General features: G+C 66.8%; 18 protein-coding genes. 11 read left to right on the forward strand and 7 right to left on the reverse strand.

Annotated elements, in window-relative coordinates; genetic code table 11:
- The first annotated feature begins 36 nt into the window (after window positions 1-36).
- Together ACFVWG_RS23060 and ACFVWG_RS23065 are read left to right on the forward strand one after the other, a co-directional pair.
- Window positions 37-1,545 carry a sodium:solute symporter family protein gene (locus ACFVWG_RS23060; RefSeq protein WP_391545426.1) on the forward strand — a complete coding sequence of 503 codons (1,509 nt, stop codon included), beginning with the start codon at window positions 37-39 and terminating at the stop codon, window positions 1,543-1,545.
- 20 nt (window positions 1,546-1,565) lie between these two features.
- Window positions 1,566-1,751, forward strand: coding sequence for a 4-oxalocrotonate tautomerase family protein (locus ACFVWG_RS23065; protein WP_391545427.1), 186 nt, complete (start codon window positions 1,566-1,568; stop codon window positions 1,749-1,751).
- Between the two features lie 127 nt (window positions 1,752-1,878).
- Here the strand turns inward: ACFVWG_RS23065 and add are convergent, their stop codons facing one another.
- Both add and ACFVWG_RS23075 read right to left on the reverse strand, forming a co-directional pair.
- Window positions 1,879-2,832, reverse strand: a complete 954-nt coding sequence (gene add, locus ACFVWG_RS23070; RefSeq protein WP_391545428.1) for an adenosine deaminase — start codon at window positions 2,830-2,832, stop codon at window positions 1,879-1,881.
- A complete protein-coding gene (locus ACFVWG_RS23075) occupies window positions 2,829-3,974 on the reverse strand; it encodes an adenosylhomocysteinase (protein WP_391545429.1) in 1,146 nt (381 codons plus the stop codon). Before ACFVWG_RS23075 ends, add begins: the two co-directional genes overlap by 4 nt.
- On the opposite strand from ACFVWG_RS23075, the gene ACFVWG_RS23080 reads away from it, so the two are divergent.
- Window positions 3,973-4,131 (forward strand): hypothetical protein, encoded by a 159-nt coding sequence (locus ACFVWG_RS23080; protein ID WP_391545430.1) that lies wholly within the window; start codon window positions 3,973-3,975, stop codon window positions 4,129-4,131. The two genes, ACFVWG_RS23075 and ACFVWG_RS23080, sit on opposite strands and share 2 nt — an antisense overlap.
- Window positions 4,132-4,194: 63 nt before the next feature.
- Window positions 4,195-5,220 (forward strand): aspartate-semialdehyde dehydrogenase, encoded by a 1,026-nt coding sequence (locus ACFVWG_RS23085; protein WP_391545431.1) that lies wholly within the window; start codon window positions 4,195-4,197, stop codon window positions 5,218-5,220.
- A gap of 742 nt (window positions 5,221-5,962) precedes the next feature.
- Here the strand turns inward: ACFVWG_RS23085 and ACFVWG_RS23090 are convergent.
- Entirely contained in the window at window positions 5,963-7,546 is a 1,584-nt protein-coding gene (locus tag ACFVWG_RS23090) for a peptide-N4-asparagine amidase (RefSeq protein ID WP_391545432.1), read from the reverse strand.
- A 109-nt stretch (window positions 7,547-7,655) separates the two neighbouring features.
- Between ACFVWG_RS23090 and ACFVWG_RS23095 the strand changes: the two genes are divergently transcribed.
- Entirely contained in the window at window positions 7,656-9,455 is a 1,800-nt protein-coding gene (locus tag ACFVWG_RS23095; RefSeq protein ID WP_391545433.1) for an AMP-dependent synthetase/ligase, read from the forward strand.
- 3 nt (window positions 9,456-9,458) lie between these two features.
- Here ACFVWG_RS23095 and ACFVWG_RS23100 read toward each other — a convergent pair whose 3' ends face one another.
- From ACFVWG_RS23100 to ACFVWG_RS23110, 3 genes are all read right to left on the reverse strand, one after another.
- Entirely contained in the window at window positions 9,459-9,680 is a 222-nt protein-coding gene (locus tag ACFVWG_RS23100; RefSeq protein ID WP_391545434.1) for a DUF6458 family protein, read from the reverse strand.
- A 76-nt stretch (window positions 9,681-9,756) separates the two neighbouring features.
- A complete protein-coding gene (locus ACFVWG_RS23105; protein WP_391545435.1) occupies window positions 9,757-10,221 on the reverse strand; it encodes a vitamin K epoxide reductase family protein in 465 nt (154 codons plus the stop codon).
- A gap of 1 nt (window position 10,222) precedes the next feature.
- On the reverse strand, window positions 10,223-11,131 hold the full coding sequence (locus ACFVWG_RS23110) for a DUF929 family protein (protein ID WP_391545436.1): 909 nt from the start codon (window positions 11,129-11,131) through the stop codon (window positions 10,223-10,225).
- 219 nt (window positions 11,132-11,350) lie between these two features.
- Here ACFVWG_RS23110 and ACFVWG_RS23115 point away from each other — a divergent pair, with 219 nt between their 5' ends.
- The 3 genes from ACFVWG_RS23115 (at window position 11,351) to ACFVWG_RS23125 (ending at window position 14,040) form a co-directional block, all read left to right on the forward strand.
- A complete protein-coding gene (locus ACFVWG_RS23115) occupies window positions 11,351-12,574 on the forward strand; it encodes an MFS transporter (RefSeq protein ID WP_391545437.1) in 1,224 nt (407 codons plus the stop codon).
- 84 nt (window positions 12,575-12,658) lie between these two features.
- The gene (locus ACFVWG_RS23120) at window positions 12,659-13,633 is read left to right on the forward strand and encodes a hypothetical protein (RefSeq protein ID WP_391545438.1); all 975 of its coding nucleotides are present in this window, start codon (window positions 12,659-12,661) and stop codon (window positions 13,631-13,633) included.
- Window positions 13,634-13,677: 44 nt separating this feature from the next.
- Window positions 13,678-14,040 (forward strand): hypothetical protein, encoded by a 363-nt coding sequence (locus ACFVWG_RS23125; RefSeq protein WP_391545439.1) that lies wholly within the window; start codon window positions 13,678-13,680, stop codon window positions 14,038-14,040.
- Here the strand turns inward: ACFVWG_RS23125 and ACFVWG_RS23130 are convergent.
- On the reverse strand, window positions 14,037-16,049 hold the full coding sequence (locus ACFVWG_RS23130; RefSeq protein WP_391545441.1) for a DHA2 family efflux MFS transporter permease subunit: 2,013 nt from the start codon (window positions 16,047-16,049) through the stop codon (window positions 14,037-14,039). The two genes, ACFVWG_RS23125 and ACFVWG_RS23130, sit on opposite strands and share 4 nt — an antisense overlap.
- Window positions 16,050-16,249: 200 nt before the next feature.
- Here ACFVWG_RS23130 and hemW point away from each other — a divergent pair, with 200 nt between their 5' ends.
- The 3 genes from hemW (at window position 16,250) to ACFVWG_RS23145 (ending at window position 22,527) form a co-directional block, all read left to right on the forward strand.
- Window positions 16,250-17,461, forward strand: coding sequence for a radical SAM family heme chaperone HemW (gene hemW, locus ACFVWG_RS23135; RefSeq protein WP_391545442.1), 1,212 nt, complete (start codon window positions 16,250-16,252; stop codon window positions 17,459-17,461).
- A gap of 1,239 nt (window positions 17,462-18,700) precedes the next feature.
- Window positions 18,701-20,992 carry a polysaccharide lyase 8 family protein gene (locus tag ACFVWG_RS23140; protein WP_391545443.1) on the forward strand — a complete coding sequence of 764 codons (2,292 nt, stop codon included), beginning with the start codon at window positions 18,701-18,703 and terminating at the stop codon, window positions 20,990-20,992.
- A 209-nt stretch (window positions 20,993-21,201) separates the two neighbouring features.
- Window positions 21,202-22,527, forward strand: a complete 1,326-nt coding sequence (locus tag ACFVWG_RS23145) for an ABC transporter substrate-binding protein (RefSeq protein ID WP_391545444.1) — start codon at window positions 21,202-21,204, stop codon at window positions 22,525-22,527.
- The last annotated feature ends 80 nt before the right edge of the window (window positions 22,528-22,607 follow it).

Genomic DNA, 22,607 nt, shown 5'->3' on the forward strand with positions numbered 1-22,607 from the left:
TTCCAGTCACTCGCCCGTTGTCCCCTGGGAGGACCCATGACCGCTCTGGACTGGACAGTCCTGGTCGGCTATTTCGTGTTGATGGTGGTGATCGGTCTCTGGTCCCGCTCCAAGATCAAAACGGTCGTCGACTACTTCACGACCGGAGGCCGGATTCCCTGGTGGCTGTCCGGCATCTCGCATCACATGTCGGGCTACAGCGCGGTCATGTTCGTCGCGTTCGCCGCCGTCGCCTACAACTACGGCATCACCGTCTACGTCTGGTGGGCCGTGTCGATCGGTGTCGGTGTCGGCATCGGTGCCTTCATCTTCGCCGCCCGCTGGAACCGGCTGCGGGCCAAGCACGGGGTCGTCTCGCCGCTGGAGTACCTGGCCCGGCGCTACAACCTGCCGACCCAGCAGGCGCTCGCCTACTCCGGTGCCGCGCTGAAGGTCGTCGACATCGCGTCCAAGTGGGTCGCGATCTCCATCCTGCTGAACGGATTCACCGGCGTACCGATGCGGTGGGGCATCCTGCTCACCGGCGTGGTCACGATGGCGTACGCGACGCTGGGCGGTCTGTGGGCCGACGTGCTCACCGACTTCGGCCAGTTCATCATCCAGGCCGCCGCCGGGATCGCGATGTTCGTCGGCGTGCTCGCCCATCTGGACGGCATCCCGACGCTGTGGAAGATGTGGGACCAGCTGCCCGCGGGACATGGTTCCGCGCTGAACGGGCCCTACACGCCGATCTTCCTGATCGCGTTCCTGTTCATCAAAACCTTCGAGTACAACGGCGGCATGTGGAACCTGGCCCAGCGCTACATGGCTGCGCCGTCCGGCTCCGCGGCGAAGAAGTCGGCGCTGCTGTCGTCCGCCCTCTGGCTGGTCTGGCCGCTCGTCCTGTTCATCCCGATGTGCGCCGCGCCGCTGCTGGTGCACCCGGGCAAGGCCGAGCAGTCGTACGTCGCGCTGTCGCAGCTGCTGCTGCCGAGCGGACTGATCGGGCTCGTGCTGGCCGGCTTCTTCTCGCACACGATGGCGATGGTCGCCTCCGACGCGAACGCGATCTCCTCCGTCATCACCCGCGACCTCGCCCCGGTCCTGGTGAAGAAGGTCCGCGAGATGACCGACGAGGCCGCGCTGAAGATGGCCCGGATCACCACGTTCGGCTTCGTCACGGTGAGCATGATCATCGCGATCGCCACCAACGGGCAGGGCGTCGTACTGAAGATCGTGGTCGACCTGGTGGCCGCCACCATGGGCCCGATCGCCATCCCGCTGATGCTCGGCCTGCTGCCGTGGTTCCGGCGCAGCGGTCCGCGGGCCGCACTCGTCTCCTGGGCGGTCGGTCTGATCACCTGGGCGATCGTGAAATACGGTATCGGCTCCACCGACACCACCCTGGTCGTCGCGTTGCCGTTGGCAACGTCTCTGGTCATCTACGTGGGCCTCGGCCTGCTGCTGCCGGAGCGCAAGGACGACGTCGACAACCTGCTCGACTCCCTCAACTCCGACGACGATCCCGCGGAGGTCGCCGCCCGGCGCACCCCCGCTCTCAGCTGACAACCTTTGGAGAACCTCCTATGCCCAACATCACCGTCGAGCTCCTGTCCGGCCGCACCCTCGACCAGCGCCGCGAGTTCGTCGCCGCCGTCACTGACTCCGCGATCTCGATCCTCGGCGCCAAGCGCGAAGCCGTCCGGATCGTCTTCCAGGAGATCGAGAAGTCCGACGTCGCCAACGGCGGAGTCCTCGTCTCCGACAGCTGACCCCTTCCCTACGCCGCCCCGGCCACCAGTGGTGGCCTGAGACACCAAACAATGGCCGGAGACCTGTTGCCATAGGTCTCCGGCCATTAGTTCCTGCCTCAAGCCACCACTGATGGCGCGGGCCGGGCTAGTGGTGAGTGAAGGCTGCCGCGAGTGACTGGTGGGCGACAGTGGCGAGTTGGTCGGGTGTGAGGCCGACCTCGGTCAGCGCGGTGCGGTGCTCCTGGGAGAGCCGCACGTTGCTGACCCGCGGGTTGTCGGTGTTCAGCGAGACCGGAACACCGGCATTCAGGAGCTGGTGGATCTGGTGGTCGGCAAAGCTGGGCGCCGCGCCGGTCTGGGTGTTGCTGGTGAGCGAGACCTCCAGCGTGACGCCGTGCTCGGCCAGCCAGTCCATCAGGCGTGGATCCTCGGCCGCCCGCACGCCGTGGCCGATGCGTTCGGCGCCGAGCTGGCGTACGGCGTCCCAGACGCTCTCCGGCCCGGCGGCCTCACCCGCGTGGATCGTGACATGCAAACCGGCATCGCGCGCCTTCTGGAAGGCATCGGTGAACAACTGCGCCGGGAAGTTGGCCTCGTCACCGGCCAGATCGACAGCGCAGAAGGTGTCCCGCCGCGACAGCAAGGTGCTCATCTGCCGCTCGGCCGAGTCGGCCCCGAGATGGCGTACGACGATCCCGATCAACCCGACCGGCAATCCACGCCGCTGCGAACGCTCGTGCACGGCGTCGGAGACCGCATCGATCACAGCCTCGGCGGCGAGACCGGTCTCGTGCGCGATGATGCCCGGGCAGTACCGCAGTTCGAGGTAGTCGAGCCCGTCGTCGTACGCATCGTCGACGGCCTCACCGGCCGCCCGGCTCCAGTCGTCCAGCCCGGTCAGTACGCCGATCGCCAGATCGACCTTGTCGAGATACTGCAGGAGGCCGGACTGCGAGCGATCCGCGACCAACGCCGTACGGGGAGTTGTCCGGCCGGCAAGCTCGTGTCCCGTCCGGGCGGCGATGCCGAGAACCGTGCTGGTCCGGATGGAGCCTTCCAGGTGGCGGTGCAGGTCGACGAGTGGCAGCTCAGTAGTCATGACAGCTCCAGTGTTGCAGCGAAGGTTGCGGCGATCTCACGGTCCAGCACTTCCGGCACAGCTTGTACGCCGGCCGTCGCGCGTCCCGCCGCGACCAGGGCGAGCGACCGTGCTTGCAGCGTCAGACCGAGATCCATCGCCTCGATCGGGTTGCCACCGGCGCTGACGAGATTGATCATCCGCGTCTTCGCCAGCACGATGAGGCGCCGGCCATCCGGTTGGACGTAGGTGTCGTGATGAGCGGTCTGCCGAGCCGACCCCGGTACGTCGACCTGCCGGGCGGGCGCGCCGAGACGCTGGAGGTCGAGCTCCCACGGATAGTGGCCGACCCCGGAGATCACCGCATTGTCGGGGAGCGCGGCGATGCCTTCGTCGCTGACGACATCGGGGTGCCCGGTCGCCAGGAACAGCAGATCCGTGTCCGCGAGCAGGTCGTCAAGCTGTCCGATCTGGTGCCCGTCCAGTGCGGCCTCGAGCCGACGGTACGGATCGAGGTCGGCGACTCGCACTCGCGCGCCCAGTTGCCGCAGCGTCTGGGCCACGCCGCGGCCGCAAGGCCCGTACCCGGCCACCGTCGCGCGGGAGCCGGGCACCATCCGGTTGGTCGCGTTCATGAAGCCCTGTACGACGGACTGACCGACGCCCCAGCGGTTCTCGACGAGCAGCTTGAGGTAGCTGTCGTTGATGACGATCACGGGGAACGGCGGCTGGTCCTCGCGTTGCCGCAGGAGACGGGCGCCGGTCGTCGTCTCCTCGGTGCCGCCCAGGAAGTTCGGTGGCACGCCGTGGTCGAGCAGCTTGCGGATGAGGTCCGCGCCGTTGTCCAGTACGACGTGGGGGTTGCCGGCCAGGACGTCATCGACCCGAGGAGCCTCGTCGTCGGCAGCCGCATGGACCTGGACACCAAGGCCGGTGAGCCAGTCGGCGACGTCCTGGCGCGTCGTACCGGGTGATCCGGTCAGCCACACTTCGGCCCCCGCCTCGATCAGGAGGGCACACAGTACGGCGGTCTTGGGCTCGATGTGCAGGCAGATCGCGACGCGCAATCCCTTGAGCGGTGTCAGATCGGTGTTGAGTAGCAGGGGCATGTTCTGAGCAGCCCACCGGATATCGGCATGGGTGAACCGGGAGAGGTCGTGCATGAATGATCCTTCGCAGCGAAAGGCGTGGGTGACGGTCGGCTCGGCTGGAAACAGCCTGGAGGCCTACTGGTACAGGTCGCTGCGGTACGAGTGGTCGCCGAAGATCACCGCGGCACGCGCGGGTCGGCTGTTCACACTCGTCACCCACAAAGCCTAACCCAGCCGCACCGAAGGGTGGATATCCGGCCGGGCCAGGCACGCGGCGCATTAGGCTGTTTTCATGCGAGTAGGAGTGTTTGGAGCGACAGGGCAGGTCGGCGGGGTCATGCGGCAGTTGCTGATCGAGCGCAACTTCCCGGTCGACGAGATTCGGTACTTCGCGTCGGCGCGGTCGGCCGGCAATCAGCTGCCGTTCGGTGATCGCGAGGTGACGGTCGAGGACTCGGCGACTGCCGACTTCGCGGGGCTGGAGCTGGCGCTGTTCTCGAACGGGAAGACGGCGTCCAAGGAGTTCGCGCCGCGGGTGGCCGCGGCCGGGGCTGTCGTGGTGGACAACTCGTCCGCCTGGCGGATGGACCCGGAGGTGCCGCTGGTCGTCTCCGAGGTGAACCCGGAGGACCTCGATCACCTGCCGAAGGGGATCGTCGCCAACCCGAACTGCACCACGATGGCCGCGATGCCGGTGCTGAAGCCGCTGCACGCGGCGGCCGGGCTTTCGCGCCTGGTGGTGTCGACGTACCAAGCTGTGTCCGGTTCTGGTGGAGTCGGCGTGAGCGAGCTCGAGGACCAGACGCGAGCGCTCGCTGAGGTCGGTGGACGGCTGGCGCTGGGGACCGAGGGCATCACGCTGCCCGAGCCGAAGGTGTACGCCGGTCCGATCGCGTTCAACGTGCTCCCGCTGGCCGGGTCGATTGTTGCCGATGGCACCGGTGAGACCGACGAGGAGCAGAAGCTCCGCAACGAGAGCCGGAAGATCCTGCACCTGCCGAACCTCCCGGTCGCCGGGACGTGTGTCCGGGTGCCCGTCTTCACCGGTCACTCGCTGAGCATCCACGCCGAGTTCGAGCGGCCGATCACACCGGCCGAGGCAGTCGAGCTGCTCGGGGCCGCGCCTGGCGTCGTACTGGCTGATCTGCCGACGCCGTTGCTCGCCGCCGGTCAGGATCCTTCGTACGTCGGCCGCATCCGTCAGGATCAGTCGGTTCCGGACGGACGCGGCCTCGTGCTCTTCGTGTCGAACGACAACCTCCGCAAGGGCGCGGCACTCAACGCCGTACAGATCGCGGAGCTCCTGGCCACCCGCTGATCCCACCCGGTACGGCGGGGTGGTTGCTCGCCGATCCGACTGCGGCCGGAGAGGTGGGCCTTGGGTTGCTCGCCGATCCGTCTGCGGCCGGGGATGTGGGTTTGTGGTTGCTCGCCGCTGCGGCCGATTTACAGTGGCGGGTGGCTGGCGTGGGCGCGTGGCTGAGGGGGATGGCTCGGTCGGCGACCACGGTGGCCGTTGTTTGGGCTTCCGGGTTGTGGTTGGGGTCCAAGATCTGCGCCGAGTAGACGGTTCGGTCGCCATTTGGACAGAACGTTCCACCGAACGGACGGGGCGGCCGGCCGCGGGCGGGTTCCGCGTTGCGGGTGAGTTTTTCGGGTCCAGGTGCCGAAAAAGTCACCGATAACGAGCAAGCCGGACCCCAGAGCGGGGTCGGTCGCGTTAGTTGGTGAGTTTTAGGGACTGGGTGACGAAAATCCACCAATTAGCGAGGGTTGTCAGGCGCGGCCGTACCCCAAGCACCCCGGGCCCCCGCCATCTGATGGGTTAACCCATGAGCTTGTGGGTTCTGCACCCGCATGAGAGTGCAGAACCCACAACCTGCCTGGGTAACCCATCAGATGGGCCGCGTACTTAGGCCCAAAGCGTGGCACAGTCGATGCCCGGTCTTCGCGCTCGCTGAACCGTCCGATTTGGCTGGCTAGGTAGTCGCGTTGGGGGTTAAGCACTCTGAACCACGGTGCTTAACCCCTAAATTCGGTGCCTAGCCAGCGAGATTGGGTTAGCAGCGGCGGTAGTCCTTGGTGTAGATGCCGTTGGTGGCTTGCAGGGTGTGGTCGTAGCAGCCGGTGGGGCCTAGGGATTGGTAGCGGACGGTTTGGGTGCCGGTGGCGTGGCGCTGGTCGCGGGGGACGTTGTAGATCCAGGACGCGCGGCCGTCGTAGGTCTCGTTCGTGAGGCCGTGCGTGGTGCGGATGGTGTCGTGGATCTTCAGGTCCGTGACGACGTCGTACGCGCCCGGGATGGTTGCGTTGGGCAAGAAGGTGAGTACGCCGGTCTTGCCGTAGTCGAGATCGGTGAGCTCGACCTTGCCGCCGCTGGTGACGATGGAGGTGTCGCGCCAGTTGGCGTCGAGGCTGTCGTTGGTCTCGCCTTCGGTCCAGGTGTGCTTGCCGTCGTTGCGCAGCGTGCGCTGGACTGTCGTGCGGACGCGGCCTGCCGATGTGTCGACATAGCCACTGATCTTCAACGTACGTGACGCTTTGGTCGAGACCGAGCCGGTGGACACCTGGTCGGACTTGGTCAGCGGGGCGACGGCGTACGAGGTGAGGGCGCCGTGGGTCTGCGCGCGGTGCGGGTCCGTCCAGACGTGCAGGTTCGGGACGGTGAACCAACCGCTTTGACCAGCCGGTACGCCGTTGACGTGGACGCGGAACTCGTGTGGCTTGCCGTCAGTGAGCAGCCCGGCGAACGGCGTCAGGTCGTAGGTCAACGGCTTGATGTCGAAGGCGCGCGGCGCGGGGGAGGGGCGCCAGGAGTATGGGTTCGACCAACCGCCGGTGTAGATGTACGGGTAGGGCAGCGCGATCCCGGCCGGCTTGCCGTCGATCGAGACATCCACCTCCCGGTACGGCGATCCGTCCGGGCAGGAGTATCCCGTCTCGGCCGGGGCGGAGGTGTCCCAGAACTCCTCGCAACCACCACCTGAGCCGGTCACGTAGACCTCGCCGAGGAGACGGGTCGTGTTCCGCGGGAGCGTCGCCGTACCGATGAGGTCGGATTCCTCGCGGCGCTGATCCTGCAGAGGCAGTACGACGTTCGCCGTCTTGGCCGCGGGGACGCGGCGACTCGTCGTATAGAAGTCCAGGGTGACCGTGATGTCCAGGACGCCGGTATAGGTGTCGTTGACCACGTTGCCGAGCTCCATCACGACCGGCTGCGGCTTGGCGAGCAGCGGGGCGTAGGAGGTGACGTCCTTCTCGACGTCCCAGGCGATGCCGTCGGCGCTCGGCTCCGGGGTCGAGGTCCGGAAGACGCCGACGCCGCCGAGTGTGATGTGGCCGAGGCGGTCGTACTGGACGCCCTTCACCTCGCCGTGCATCCGCAGCACGACCTTCGACCACGGACCCTGGCAGGCGGCCGGGGGCGTGTAGGTCGAGGTGTACGGGTCGAAGTTGCGGAAGCCGTTCCGGACGATCTGCACCTCACAGTGCTGGGTGTCCGGTACGGCGACCGCCGGGGCGGGCGTCCGGGGATCGTCGTAGTCGGAGCCGAACTCCGACGGGGGCGGGGCCGCCGCGGCCGGCAGCAGTTGGCCGAGCAGCAGGGCGGAGAGTGAGAGAAGGGCCACAGGCCGTATGCGCATGTTGCGGAAACGTAATCGAGAAGGTCGAGGTGGGCAAGCGAGTGCCATGGTCTCCGGCCGAACCTTGCATTACTGTCCAGTTCACTTGACCCCCGTTGGAGGCCATCGGATGAACGCCGTGCTCAGCAACCGCAAGTCCACCATGGCCCAGATGTTCCTGGACCGGGTCGCGGCGACGCCGCAGCGGGAGGCCTTCCGATACCCGGCCGGGGACGGCTGGACCTCCGTCACCTGGGCGGAGACCGACGCCCTGGTACGCCGTCGTGCCGCGAGCCTGATCGCGCTCGGTGTCGAGCCCGAGCAGCGGATCGCCATCGCCGCCAGCACCCGGATCGAGTGGGTCGACTGCTTCCTCGCGGCCGTCCTGGCCGCGGCCGCGACGACCACGATCTACCCGACCACGATGGCCGCCGATGTCGCGTACATCGTCGCGGACGCCGACGTACAGGTGATTTTTGCCGAGGACGCCGGTCAGGTCGACAAGCTGCGGGCGCACAAGTCCGAGCTGCCGTCGCTGCGCAAGATCGTCCTGATGGACGGTACGCCGGCTGCTGAGGACGGCGACTGGGTGATCTCGCTGGCCGACTTCGACGCGCTCGGCTCTGCTGAGCTGGACGCGGTCGACGATCGGATCGCGCAGGTGAAGCCGGAGCACCTCTGCACGCTGATCTACACGTCCGGTACGACGGGCCGCCCGAAGGGGGTGCGCCTGCCGCACTCCGTGTGGACGTACGAGGGCGCCGCGGTCGAGGAGACCGGCGTACTGAGTGCTGATGATCTGCAGTTCTTGTGGCTGCCGCTCTCGCACGTGTTCGGGCAGGTCCTGGTGGCCGTCCAGCTGCAGATCGGGTTCGCGACCGCGATCGACGGGCGGATCGACAAGATCGTGGAGAACGCCGCGATCGTCCAGCCGACGTTCATGGCCGCCGCGCCGCGCATCTTCGAGAAGGCGCACTCCCGGATCAAGACGATGATCGCCGACGAGGGCGGTGTGAAGGCCAAGCTCTTCGACTGGGCCTTCGGCGTCGGTTCGCGCGCCTCCCGGCTGCGCCAGCAGGGGACCGAGCCGACCGGTGTGCTCGCGGCTCAGCTCGCCGTCGCCGACAAGCTCGTGCTCTCGAAGATCCGCGCCCGCTTCGGCGGCCGTATCCGCTTCTTCGTCTCCGGCTCGGCAGCCCTCGACAAGCAGCTCGCGGAGTGGTTCCACGCCGCCGGTCTGCTGATCCTTGAGGGCTACGGCCTGTCCGAGACCGCGGCGGGTTCGTCGTTGAACCGGCCCACCGCCTACCGCCTCGGCAGCGTCGGCCCCGCCTTCACCGGGACCGAGATCAAGATCGCCGAGGACGGCGAGATCCTGATCAAGGGCGACGGCGTGATGAGCGGCTACCACAACCTGCCCGAACAGACCGCCGAGGTGATGACCGCCGACGGCTGGTTCCACACCGGCGACATCGGTCACTTCGAGGACGGCTTCCTCTACATCACCGACCGCAAGAAGGACCTCTTCAAAACGTCCGGCGGCAAGTACGTCGCCCCGCAGGTGATCGAAGGCCGCTTCAAGACCCTCTGCCCGTACGCGAGCCAGTTCGTTGTCCACGGCAACAAGCGCAACTTCGTCTCGGCGCTGATCACCCTGGACCCCGATGCGATCCAGAGCTGGGCCGCCGCCAACGGCCTGGCCGGCAAGCCCTACGCCGAGATCGTCACCTCCGACGCCGCCCAGGCGATGGTGCAGGGCTACGTCGACGAACTCAACGCGGGCCTGAACCGCTGGGAAACCATCAAGAAGTTCACCATCCTCGACCGTGACCTCACCGTCGAGTCCGGCGAGATGACCCCCAGCCTCAAGCTCAAGCGCAAGTACGTCGAAACCCAGTACGCCGACGTCCTGGACGACATGTACAAGTAGTCCTCACGGCTCGTCGATGTAGCGGCGTTCTTCGGTGACCGCAGTGGTGCGCGCCGCGCGCGGACGGCGGCTGAGCAGGAACATGGTGAGGACCAGGCCGAGCGCGCCGGCGCCCATCAGGATGTAGCCGACCATCGTGAGATCGACACCGCTGATGTGGTCGGCGACGGCGAACGAGAAGATCGCGCCGACCGCGAGCAAGAACACTGATACGCCGATACCCATGATGGCCTCCTGCCATGAACCCCGAGGTTATGGACAGGACTGCAGTACCCCACAGGCGCTCGGCGTTAAACGGCGATCAGTCGTCCAAGGGCGGGAGGGCTACGCGGATCACGATCAGGCCGAAGAGGATCAGCGTGAGGGCGTGGACGACTGTGCACCAGAGGCAGATGGCGTTGATGCGGAAGAGCTCAGCCCAGATCAGGTAGCAGACCATCACGACGCCCACGGCGACGCCGGCCAGTCGCAGGCGGCCCGGCCAGGGGGAGGCAGTGCGCCACAGAGGTGGCAACGACAGCGCGAGCATGCCGAGGAAGAAGAGTAGACCGAGCAGTGCCACCGGTACGCCGAACAGTTTCGAGTACTGCGATGAGGTCACCTTGAAGCAGTTGACCACGCCGGTTTCGGGGCAGGCGAGCGTCGTACCGGCCGTGAAGTGTTCGTAGGTCAGGTAAGCCGAGACGAGGACGCCGGCGGCTGAGACGGCCAGAGTGAGCCAGGGGATCACGCCCAGGGACGATCCCCGGGCGGTCGTCGTGCTCAACTCAGGCCTTTCCGAGCTTGCCGGCGGCGGTCTTCACTGCGTCGGTCGAGCAGACGGCGGCCGGCTGGTTGTTGGTGATGCCGCAGATGGCCGCGGTGTAGACGTTCGCGGAGGCGTCGACCGCCTTGGCGATCGGGCTCGAGGGGTCCTTGAGGGCTTCGGCGATCTCGGCCTGGGTCTTGCCGGCCAGGATCTCCGGGCTGTACGTCGCACCGGAGCCGACGAACTTGCCGCCCAGATCGATGAACGGGATCGAGCCACCGCTCTTCACGTACGGCGGGGCGTTGTAGGTCTGGAACGTCTTCTGGTCGTCGGCGCTCGGGGTGTCGAGCGGCTTGTACTGCCCGTCGGCGCCCTTCTCGTTGGTCGTCGTCTCGAGACCGGTGAAGGACAGCCACTGGCTCGTGTACTTCGCGCCGTGGAACGACAGCGTCGGGGTGTTCGGAAACACGTCCTCGGACGCGGAGTGCGTCGTACCGAGGTTGCTGAAGGTTCCGAACCTCGACAGCGCGACCGACACCGGCCAGCGCTCGGCGGCGCAGTACGGGCAGAACTCGGCGCCGATGTAGAGCACCTTCGGCTTGCCGTCGGCGGTCAGCGCGGGCGCGGTGATGGCGGAGGGAGCAGCCTGTACGTCGTTGCTGCCGACCTTCGCGAACGTCTCCGCCGGGATCGAGCTGAGCGCGGTGACGATCTGCGCGTCCGCGGTGCCGGACGGCCCGGTCGCTGTCTTGTCACCGCCGCCGCCGGTGACCTTGATGAGCACCAGCCCGCCGACGACCACCACGACGGCCACGACCGCGCCCACCGCGATCAGCAGCCGCTTGCGCCGCTCTGCCCGCTGCTGCTGCGCCCGCAACGCCGCCACTCGCTCACGCGCCTGAGCCTTCTGCTCGACCCGCCTGCTCATCCCGTATCTCCCTGCCTGGTCACCAAGTACAGAATCCCCCAAGAGCACAACTGCCGATGGTGGCCCGAAGTTCCACGTTGAGGGCAGAAATCGCGTCCTTGATCTCTCAGCAATTTGCGGACAGCAACGATGTGCCGTCTTCGGCCTGGTCCGAAGGGACGTTTCCACGACGCTCGAATACTGCCGGCGAGGCCCCCGCGGCGACCTACGGTCAGGCGTATGGCGGGCGCTGTGAGCTATCGAGACGTGTTCCGGGTACCGGAATTCCGCGCAATGTGGCTGGCCGAGCTGCAGTCGGTCGCGGGTGATCAGCTGGCGCGGGTCGCGCTGTCGGTGCTGGTCTTCGCCGACACCGGCTCGGCCGCGCTGACCGGACTGACCTACGCGCTGACGTTCGTGCCGTCCCTGCTCGGCGGCCTGTTCCTCACCAGCCTGGCGGACCGCTTCCCGCGCCGCGACCTGATCATGTGGATCGACGGCCTGCGCGGTTGCCTGATCCTGCTGGTCGCCATCCCGGCGATGCCGTTCTGGTCGTTGTGCGTGCTGGTCGGCATCGTCTCCCTGCTCCAACCGGTCTTCAAGTCGGCTCAGGTCGCGCTGCTCCCCGACGTACTCGGCGAGGAACGCTTCAGCACCGGGATGGCGATCCGCAGCATCACCATCCAGTCCGCCCAGATGGCCGGCTTCGCCGGTGGCGGTCTGCTGATCGCGATCTTCAACCCGTACGTCGTGCTCGTCCTCGACGCCCTCACGTTCTTCGGCTCCGCGATCCTGATTCGCGCCCGCCTCGCTCCTCGCCCGGCCGCTGACCGGGCTGCCGCTGGTGCGCCCGGCGTACGTCGTACCGGGCAGAGTGCTTGGGGGTTGTTGTTCGCCGACCCGGGTATGCGCGCTCTCACGCTGATGCTCTGGCTGATGGCGCTCGTCGCCGTCTACGAAGGCATGGCCGCCCCGTACGCCGCTCTGTTCGGCGGAGGGTCGGTCGCAGTGGGCCTCATCCTCGCCGCCGATCCGTTGGGCAGCGTGATCGGTGCGTTCCTGTTCAGCAAGTTTGTGCCCGAGGATCGTCGGCCCGGGCTTCTCGGCCCGCTCTCGATCGCGGCCGCAGCACCCGTCGCTGTCTGCCTCCTCCGTCCCAACCTCGTCATCTCCATCCTGCTCTTCGTCATCGCCGGCGCCTTCGGAACCATCGTCGTCATGCAAACCACCACCTCCATGACGCTTCGCCTCCCCGACGCCCGTCGCGGCCAAGCCATCGGCGTGTCCAACTCCGGCCTCACCACCGCCACCGGCGTCAGCCCCCTCTTCGCCGGCCTCCTCGCCGACAGAACCAACGCCGCCACTGCCATCGGCTGGTTCGGCGTCGCAGGCACTGCCGCCGCTCTCTTGCTGGCCCTCGTCTGGTTCCGCGCCAACCGCTCGGCCCCCGTTCACACGCCGTGATGTTCCGCGGGTGTTCAAGCGTTGGTCCCCAGGCCACAGCAGACTGAGCCGGTTGCCGTTGCCGTCTTCGTGAGGAGCACTGGGATGAACCGGTTGGGTCGGATCGCGGTTGTCGCTGTGAGCGTGTTGGGGCTGACGGCGGGGAGTGCTTGGGGCGCTCCGGTGGCTTGGCCCGGTGGGTCGAGCGTGGCCACCGCTGACGGCAGCAACGTGTTCGGGGAGAACCTCAGCGGGCTGTCGTTTCAGAGCGCGAGTGTGGTCTGGGCGGTCAAGAACGGCCCGGGCAAGGCCTACCGCTTGGTTCCGGACGGAGCTGGTTGGAAGCCGGATCCTTCTGCTGGGAAGACGTTGCGGTACGCGGACGGCAAGGGCGATCCGGACGCCGAAGGCGTGGTCGCGTCGCCGGACGGGATCGTGGTGGCGACCGAGCGGGACAACAGCGACAACGACAACAGCCTGCTGAAGGTGCTGCGGTACGACGGGACCTCGTCCGCGTCGACGCTCACCGCGACCAGGGAGTGGAACCTCACCAGCGACCTGCCCGACGTCGATTCCAACAGCGGGCTCGAGGGCATCTCGTGGGTGCCGGACAGCTTCCTCACCGCGCACGGATTCCGCGACGAACACACCGGTACGACGTACAACCCGGCCACGTATGCGGGTCACGGCACCGGCCTGTACTTCGTCGGCCTCGAGGACAACGGCGCGATCTACGCCTACGCCCTGAACCAGTCGTCGAGCAGTTACACCCGCGTCGCGACCATCACGAGCGGCTTCTCCGAGGTGATGGACCTCGAGTTCGACGCCGCCACCGGCCGCCTCTGGGCTGCCTGTGACGACGGCTGCTCAGGCCGTACGACAACCCTTGAGATCAACACCGCCGGCAAGTTCGCCCCCACCGCGACCTACAACCGCCCCTCCGGCATGGCCAACCTCAACAACGAAGGCTTCGCCATCTCACCCACCTGCACCTCCGGCACCAAAACGGTCCTCTGGTCCGACGACAGCAACACCAGCAACCACGCCCTCCGCCGTGGCACCCTGCCATGTAGTAGCTAGTCGGAACGCGGGCGCCGGGCAGGGCGTCGTACGGGAATGCGGAGATGGCTGTGAGCGTCGGCGTGGTGGCCGCGGTTGATGTGGTCTGGGTATTGGGACTCTTCGCGGTACGGCGGAGAGTTCGGCCGCGGCTGTTGCTGACCTCGGGGCTCGGGTGGCTGGTTGGGCTGGTGATCTCCACTACTGGCATGCCGGCGGGGCGGGCGGTGCCCGTCGGGCTGCTGGTGGGGACGATGGTGGCGTTGTTGTGGTCGTTGGCTACTCGATCGGGCGTGACGTTCACCTGGGAACCGGACAAGGTCTACAACCAGGACGACGGCCCCAAGCCGCGGCTGGAGACCGTCGTACTGGTGGCGACTGCTTTGTTCGGGGTGGTGGCGATTGTGCTGCTCGCCACTACCCACTAGGCCGGGGTGAGGGCGGCGGCGTGTTTGCCGGTGGTGAGGGACTGGCCTTGGTCGATCATCTGGGCGGCCAGGCGGTCTACGGCGTCGGAGAAGGCTTCGGAGTTGTCGGGGTCCCATTCGGCCAGGCGGGTGAGCATCCAGGTGCGGAAGGCGCCGACGAAGCGCTGGAACATCTCCAGGCCGGCCGGGGTGAAGCGGTACTGGCCGAGGGTCTCGGAGAGGTAGCCGGCGGCAACTAGCTGGGTGGCCAGGGGCTCGATGACGCCGGGCGGCATCTTGAGGTCGGCGGTCATGGCGGCGAGGGTGGCGGAGCCGGTTTCGCGGCCGCCGCGGAAGACGCGCATGATCAGCCAGGCCTGGGCGGCGTTGAGCGGCAGGCCGGACTCGGCGAGGACCTCGGGGGCGGGGTTGCGCTTGTGGTGCTGGACGACGAGGGCGGCGAGCTTCTGGAGTTCGTGCTCGGAGTCGAAGGACGAAGGGGCGGCGAAGTTCTCGCCGACGTCGCGGGCTGCCATCCGGGCGGTGTCGCGGAGCGGGACCTGCTTGAGCAGGAGCGCGGTGATGAAGCCGAGGACGGCGACCGGGACCGCCCAGAGGAACACGACGTGCAGCGAGTCGGCGTAGGCCGCGGTGATGAAGGACCGGGCGGTCTGAGGCAGGTTGCGCACACCCTCGACCGTTGCGGCCAGGCGCGGGTCGATCTGAGCGCTCTGTACGGCGGGAGCGAGCTTCTCCGGGAGCTGGTGTGCGTAGATCGAGCCGAAGACGGCGACCCCGAAGGAACTGCCCATCGTGCGGAGGAAGCTGACGCCGGAGGTGGCGACGCCGAGGTCGGAGTAGTCGACCGTGCTCTGGACGACCACCGTCGGCACCGGCATGCAGAGGCCGACGCCGACCCCGAGAACCACCATGAAGCCGGCGATCTCGACGTACGAGGTGCTGTTGGTGAGCAGCGACAGCAGGAAGAGTCCGGCGCCGATCAGGACGGTGCCGATGATCGGGAAGATCCGGTAGCGGCCGGTCTTGCTGATGATCTGGCCGACGAAGATCGACGCGACCAGCAGACCACCGACCAACGGCAGCATCTGTAGCCCGGACTCGGTGGCTGAGGCGCCGCGCACGAACTGCAGGTACGTCGGCAGATACGTCACCCCACCGAGCATCGCGAACCCGATGATGAAGCTCATGATCGAGCAGACCGTGAACACGCCGGACCGGAACAATCGCAACGGCAGCAGTGGTTCGGCGGCTCGGCGTTCGGCCAGGATGAACAACCCGAGCGCGAGCACGGAGCCCACGATCATCGCGATGATGACGGTCGAACCCCACGCGTACTCGTTGCCGCCCCACGTGGTCACGAGCGTCAGACCGGTCGCGGCGGCACCGATGAACAGGATGCCCAGATAGTCGATCTTCGGACTCGTTGGTGCTTTCACCGACGGAAGGGTGATCGAGGCAACGATCAGTACGACGATGCCGAGCGGGATGTTCACGTAGAACGCCCAGCGCCAGCTCAGGTGGTCGACGAACAGCCCGCCGAGCAGCGGCCCGGCGACGGTGGAGACGCCGAAGACCGAGCCCATCACGCCCTGATACTTACCGCGCTCGCTCAGCGGTACGACGTCCGCGATCACCGCCATCGCGGTCACCATCAGGCCGCCGGCACCGAGGCCCTGGATCGCGCGGGAGCCGACCAGCCACAGCATCGAGTCGGCCATCCCGCACAGCGCCGAACCGCCGAGGAACAGCACGACGCTGAGCAGGAACATCGGTTTGCGTCCGTACAGGTCGCCGAACTTGCCGATCAGCGCGGTCATGATCGTCTCGGCCAGCAGGTACGACGTGACCACCCAGGACAGGTGGTTCGCGCCACCCAGGTCGCTGACGATGGTCGGCAGCGCGGTCGCCACGATCGTCTGATCGAGGGCCGCGAGCAACATTCCGAGCATGATCGCGACCACTACCGCGTTCCGGGTGCCACGTCCTACCGGCTGAGCCTCGGTCTCCATGAGCCGAATGTAACGGGTTCCGCACTCTCCGCAACCACAGAATCGCGGCGATCACATGAAGAAAGGTTTCGCGGACCTGCGCCACTCACCAAGTGCCCCGGACTGTGGATTCCGGGTGCCGGCTGAGCGTGGCGGGGTGGGCGCGGCGGAGGTTGGTGAGTGGGGGCGGTCCGCTCTCCGGCGGTCCGTAGACTGGGCGGGTGCCGTCAACGTTGCCTGAGGGGGAGGTTGCGCCCCAGGATGGGTCGCTGCCGGATGCCGCCGTCCGCGAAGCGGCCGGTCGTCCGTTGGGGTTCTACCTGCATGTGCCGTTCTGTGCATCCCGCTGCGGGTATTGCGACTTCAACACCTACACCGCCAAGGAGCTCGGCGGCGGTGGCTCGCAGGCGTCGTACGCGGAGACTGCTGTTGGTGAGGTCCGGCTCGCGCGGACTGTACTGAAGGACCTCGACCGGCCGGTCGAGACGGTGTTCTTCGGAGGCGGTACGCCGACGTTGCTGCCGGCCGCTGATCTCGGGGCGATGCTGAAGGCGGTTCGCGACGAGTTCGGTCTCGCGGTCGGTGCGGAGGTCAGTACCGAGGCGAATCCCGAGTCGGTCGATCCGGCGTACCTGGAGGCGTTGCTCAAGGCTGGGTTCACGCGAGTGAGCTTCGGAATGCAGAGCGCGTCGTCGCACGTGCTGAAGATTCTCGATCGCCAGCACACACCTGGTCGCGCGCTGCAGGCCGTGAAGGAAGCGACCGCGGCCGGCTTCGAGCATGTGAACCTGGATCTGATTTACGGTACGCCGGGGGAGTCGCTCGAGGATTGGCGTACGTCGCTCGAGTCGGCGCTGTCGGCGGATCCGGACCACGTCAGTGCCTACGCGCTGATCGTCGAGGACGGTACGCAGCTGGCCCGTCGGGTTCGTCGCGGCGAACTGCCGATGCCGGACGACGACGACCTGGCCGACAAGTACGTGCTCGCCGATGACCTGCTCAGCCAAGCCGGCCTGAACTGGTACGAGGTCTCCAACTGGGCCCGCACCGAAGACGCCCACTGCCGCCACAACGAGCTCTACTGGCGCGGCGACACCTGGTGGGGCATCGGCCCCGGCGCCCACAGCCACGTCGGCGGCGTCCGCTGGTGGAACGTCAAGCACCCCACCGCGTACGCCGAACGCCTGACCGCCGGCCACAGCCCAGCCCACGCCCGCGAACTCCTCGACCCCGAAACCCGCCGCATCGAACGAGTCCTCCTGGAAGTCCGCCTTCGCGCGGGCCTCCCACTGGACGTCCTCGACACCCCCGGCCGAGCCGCCGTCGACCAAGTCGTCGCCAACGGGTTGGTGACCCTGGCCGACAACCGCCTCACCCTCACCAACCGCGGCCGCCTCCTAGCCGACGCCGTAGTCCGCGACCTCCTCCCCTAACCACCTGTCGCGGGTGCGCTGATCCGGTAGTGCGTAATAACCTGTTCGAGGACCCGGCAGCTTGTTCAAGCCCCCGCTTTGTGGTCATGTCCTCTCTCCTCCGTCTCGCTCGTCTGCGGCCGGCCCCGTACGGCGTTTGGTTGCTCGCCGCTGCGGCCGATTTACAGTGACGGGTGGCTGGCGCCCGGCGCGTGGCTGAGGGGGATGGATCCGTCGGCGACCGAGGTTGAGGTTGCCTGAGCTTCCGGGCTTCGGTTGCGGTCGGTAACAACGAGGCCTGAAAAGTGACCCACCGTGGCAGACGCTCTCGCACAGGCCCCCGGCCCCCTCCGCATCTCGTGGGTTCACCCATCAGGTTGTGGGTTTTGTACCCGCATGAGAGTGCAGAACCCACAACCTCATGGGGTAACCCACCAGATGGCGAGGGACCGGGGGTGCTGGGGGTGCTGCCGGGTCTGTTGACCCGCGTTGATTGGTGGATTTTCGTCACCGGGTCCCCAAAACTCACCAACTAGCGCGATCAATCCCGCGGTTCGGGTCTGCCTGCTCGTTATCCGTCACTTTTTCGGCGCCTGGCGCCGAAAAGTTACCGACTAGCGCACCTCCCGCCCCCCGAACTCACTGAGTGGAACATTCTTCGCAACTAGCGACCTGAAGTTTCCACTCAGCGCAGATCTTGGACCTCAGCCACAACCCGGAAGCCCAAACAACGCTCACTGTGGTCACCGACCGAACCATCCCCCTCAGCCACGCGCCCACGCCAGCCACCCGTCTCTGTAAATCGGCCGCAGCGGCGAGCAACCACAAGCCCACGCCCCCGGCCGCAGTCGGAATGGCGAGCAACCACCCCGCTCCGCACCCCGTTACTCGGCGCGGATCTTGGGCCTCGGCCACAGCCCGGAAGCTCAGGCAACGGGAACGCGGTCGCCGGCCGAACCATCCCCCTCAGCCCGCGCCCACGCCAGTCACCCGCCACTGTAAATCGGCCGCAGCGGCGAGCAACCACAAACCCACATTCCCGGCCGCAGACGGAATGGCGAGCAACCACCCCGTCGTACCGGCCGGCCGCGCCCGAGCACACCTTTGTGGATAGCCAGGGCCACGGAGCGGCCCTAGGTATCCACAAAGGGGGCGGGTGGTTAACCGGCGTGTGCGGAAGTGATTGGTTGTTGGGTGTTGACGACTGTTGTGTGCAGCTGATGGAGTGGGAAGCGCTTGCCCACGCCTGAGGAGTTGCCGATGCCGCCCATTAGTCGACGACTGGTACTGCAGACGAGTTTGGCCGCCGGAGCGCTGGTCGCCGCCTCCGGTTCAGCCCCCTCCCGAGCTGTCGCGGTTGATGAGTTTGCGGCGCTCCGCAGTCGGTGGGTGGAGCTTGCGACTGGGGGTGCGATCAATGCGGCGGATCCCGCGTACGCCGATGCGCTCGCCAATCTGACGCGCCTAGCTCAAGGCTTCCTCGACACCCTCAGCGCGGATCCGAACCGGACCGCGTTGTGGGCCGACCTGCCGCTCAGCCCGGATTCCGGCAACTTCTCGATCAGCTACACGCGTCTCAAGGCGATCGCCCTCGCCCGCGCGACTCGCGGCACTACGCTCACCAGTGACCCGGGTGCGGCGCTCGCGAGTGCGCTCGACTTCCTCAATCAGCGTTCGTTCAACGAGACCTTGCCCGAGACCGGCAACTGGTGGTTCTGGGAGATCGGGGCGCCGCGCGCGCTGCTCGACACCTGCATCCTCGCGTACGACGCTCTGTCCGCCGACCAGCGTTTGTCGTACCTGAAGGCCGTCGACCACTTCGTCCCCGACCCGAATCGCCGGACCCTCTATCCGACGGTCCGCGAGACCGGCGCGAATCGGGTCGATAAGGCCCTCATTGTTGCCCTCCGCGGCATTGCCGGCGACAACGCTGCCAGCATCGCAAAAGCCCGGGATGCGCTGAGTGATGTCGCCGAGAATGGCAAGAACAGCGTGTTCACCTACGTCACCAGCGGTGACGGTTTCTATCGCGACGGCTCGTTCGTCCAGCACGGCAATCTCGCGTACGTCGGTACCTACGGCAACGTCGCGCTCGCTGGTGTCGCCAATCTGTTCTCGCTGCTCGGCGGCTCGACGTGGGAGATCACCGACCCGAAGCGCACGGTGATTCTCGATGCGGTCGAGGCGAGTTACGCGCCGTTCATGGTGAAGGGCCTGATGATGGACGCCGTCTCCGGCCGCGCGATCTCCCGCGAGAAGGGTGGCGACCACCGCAACGGTCACGCGACCACGTCGGCCGTGCTGCTCCTCGCCAGCGGCGTCGCGGAGCCGTACGCGTCGACGTACAAGGCCTTCGCCAAGGGCTGGATCAACAACGATTACTTGCCGGAAGCATCGATTCCGGAGATCTCCCGTGCGAAGGCGATCGCTGACGTCAAGCCGGCACCGACCAAGCCCCAGCACTTCCAGTTCCCCAACCAGGATCGGGTCGTACATCGCCGCCCTGGCTGGACTTTCTCCCTCGCGCTGTCATCGAAGCGGATGGCCCGCTACGAGTCCGGCAACGGCGAGAACCTCCGCGGCTGGTACGTCGGCGACGGCATGACCTACCTCTACAACGACGACCAAGCGCAGTTCTTCGACGCCTTCTGGCCGACCGTCGACGCGCAACGCCTGCCCGGTACGACGGTCAGCACCAAACCGCGTGAGCCGCTCGGCAGTGGACCCGGCACCGGCACGGTCGCCGCGTACGCCGATTGGGTCGGCGGAGCGTCGTACCAGGACACGCTAGGTGCCGTCGGCATGCATTTGATCAACCACGACAAATCCTTGCAGGCAAGGAAGTCCTGGTTCTGCCTGTCCGACGCGGTAGTTGCCCTGGGCGCCGGAATCACCGGCACCGACGGCTACCCGGTCGAGACCGTCGTCGAGAACCGCATGAGCACCGCCCAGCTGCTCATCAACGGCCGAACGATCAACGGCCGGACAGTAACCAACCACCTGTACGACGCCCCGCGCTGGGCGCACCTGAACGGAGTCGGCGGCTACCTGTTCCCGGAGGGCGGTCAACTCCGGGTGTATCAAGAGGACCGCACCGGCTCGTGGTCCGAGATCAATGTCGGGAACGACACCGGCGGATCAACAACGCCGCACACGCGCCACTACCAATCCCTCGTCGTCGAGCACGGTCTCGAGACCGGTGACTACGCCTACATCCTGCTGCCGGGGGCCAATGCCTGGCAGACCGCCCTGCGCGCGCTTCACCCCGGAATCACCGTCCTCGCGAACACCGCCACCGTCCAAGCCATCCGATCGGTCCGGGACCGCGTGACGATGGCGAACTTCTGGGGCCCTGGATCGGTCGACGGCATCACGGTGGACGGCCCGGCTTCGGTGGTCGTGGGACCGACCACGATCGCGGTCTCCGATCCCAGCCGTACGGCGACCACGGTCCGGCTGACGATCGAGCGCCGTACCGGGGTGCCGTTGGTGCTCGATGTCGCGGTCGGCGGAACCCGCGGCGCGACCCAGACCTTCGAGCGAACCTGGTAACTGGCTGTGAATGATGTAAAGATTCAGCACACGGTAATCGGCGTGGTTCGCAGCGTGACAACGATGCCTCATATGTACTGACCTGAACTCGCCGGTATCTCAGCGTAACTATCAAAGCCTTGACAGCACTGGTGAAAACGCTCGAAACTCAGCTCACTTTCGCGATCCGAGAGCGCTCTCAACTCCGTCCAGTTCCAGGGAGCCATTCCATGCGGCGCAGATACCGTGCCGGCCACCGCCCCAAACAAGCACTGCGCCCTACCGCACTACTTCTGGCCTGCGCCCTGACGCTGCTGACTGCCGCGTGCGGCGGGCCGAGCAACGCCGGCGACGCGCCGAAGATCGAGCTGACCATCGCGACCTTCAACGAGTTCGGCTACTCCGACCTGTACGACGAGTACATGGCCGAGCACCCGAACATCCGGATCGTCGAGCGGCATGCCGAAACGGTCGACGCGCACATCAAGAACCTCGACGCGAACCTGGCCAGCGGGTCCGGGATGGCCGATATCGAGGCGATGGAGATCGGCTGGATCTACAAGTACCTGGCGCGCGGGGACCAGTTCGTGGACCTGCGGGACTTCGGCGCGAACGACCTGAAGGACCGCTGGCTGGACTGGAAGGTGGCCGGTGCGACCACGCAGGACGGCCGGATCATCGGCTACGGCACGGATATCGGCCCGGAGGCGATCTGCTACCGCCGCGATCTGTTCGCCAAGGCGGGGCTGCCGACCGACCGCACCGAGGTCGCCAAGCTCTTCACGGACTGGAAGTCGTACTTCGAGACCGGCCGCAGGTTCAAGGCGAAGGTGCCGGGCTCGGCCTGGTACGACTCCGCGGTGCTGACCTGGGAGGCGATGCGGAACCAGCTGATCCAGGCCTACTACTCCAACCAGGACCGCTTCCTCGCCAGTGAGAACAAGGAACTGAAGACCACCTGGGACCAGGTGGTGCAAGGCAGTGCGGACGGACTCTCCGCGCGGCTGCCGGCCTGGAGTGAGCAGTGGAACAAGGCGTTCCGCGGCGACGCGTTCGCGACGATGGCGTGCCCGGGCTGGCTGCTCGGCGTCATCCAGAGCAACGCGGGTACCTACGGCAAGGGCAAGTGGGATGTCGCGGACGTGTTCCCCGACGGCGGCGGCAACTGGGGCGGGTCGTACCTGACCGTGCCCAAGCAGTCGCAGCAGCAGGCGGAGGCGGCCCGGCTGGCCGCTTGGCTCACCGCGCCGGAGCAGCAGGTCAAGGTGTTCAAGAAGGTCGGCTCGTTCCCGTCGACCCTGGACGCGTACGACGACCCGCAGGTGAAGTCGGAGGTTAATGCCTACTTCAACAACGCGCCGGTCGGGCAGATCTTCGTCAACCGGGCGCGGGCGGTGATCCTCAAGCAGCACAAGGGTCCGCGCGAGGGCGAGATCAACCAGGTCTTCAGCGCCGAGCTGGCCAAGGTCGACGAGGGCAAGCAATCCTCGCTCAAGGGCTGGAACAAAGCGCTGAACGATGCCGAAAAGGCCGCGAACACCAGATCGAGTGGTTAATGCGGCTCCCACACGCGCTCTAACGCCAGAAAATAACCCCGGAAAGTAATACGGTGTGAACACACACCAACCAAGCCGGG

Origin of the sequence: Kribbella sp. NPDC058245, assembly GCF_042882005.1 — a bacterium.
Taxonomy (GTDB): Bacteria; Actinomycetota; Actinomycetes; order Propionibacteriales; family Kribbellaceae; genus Kribbella.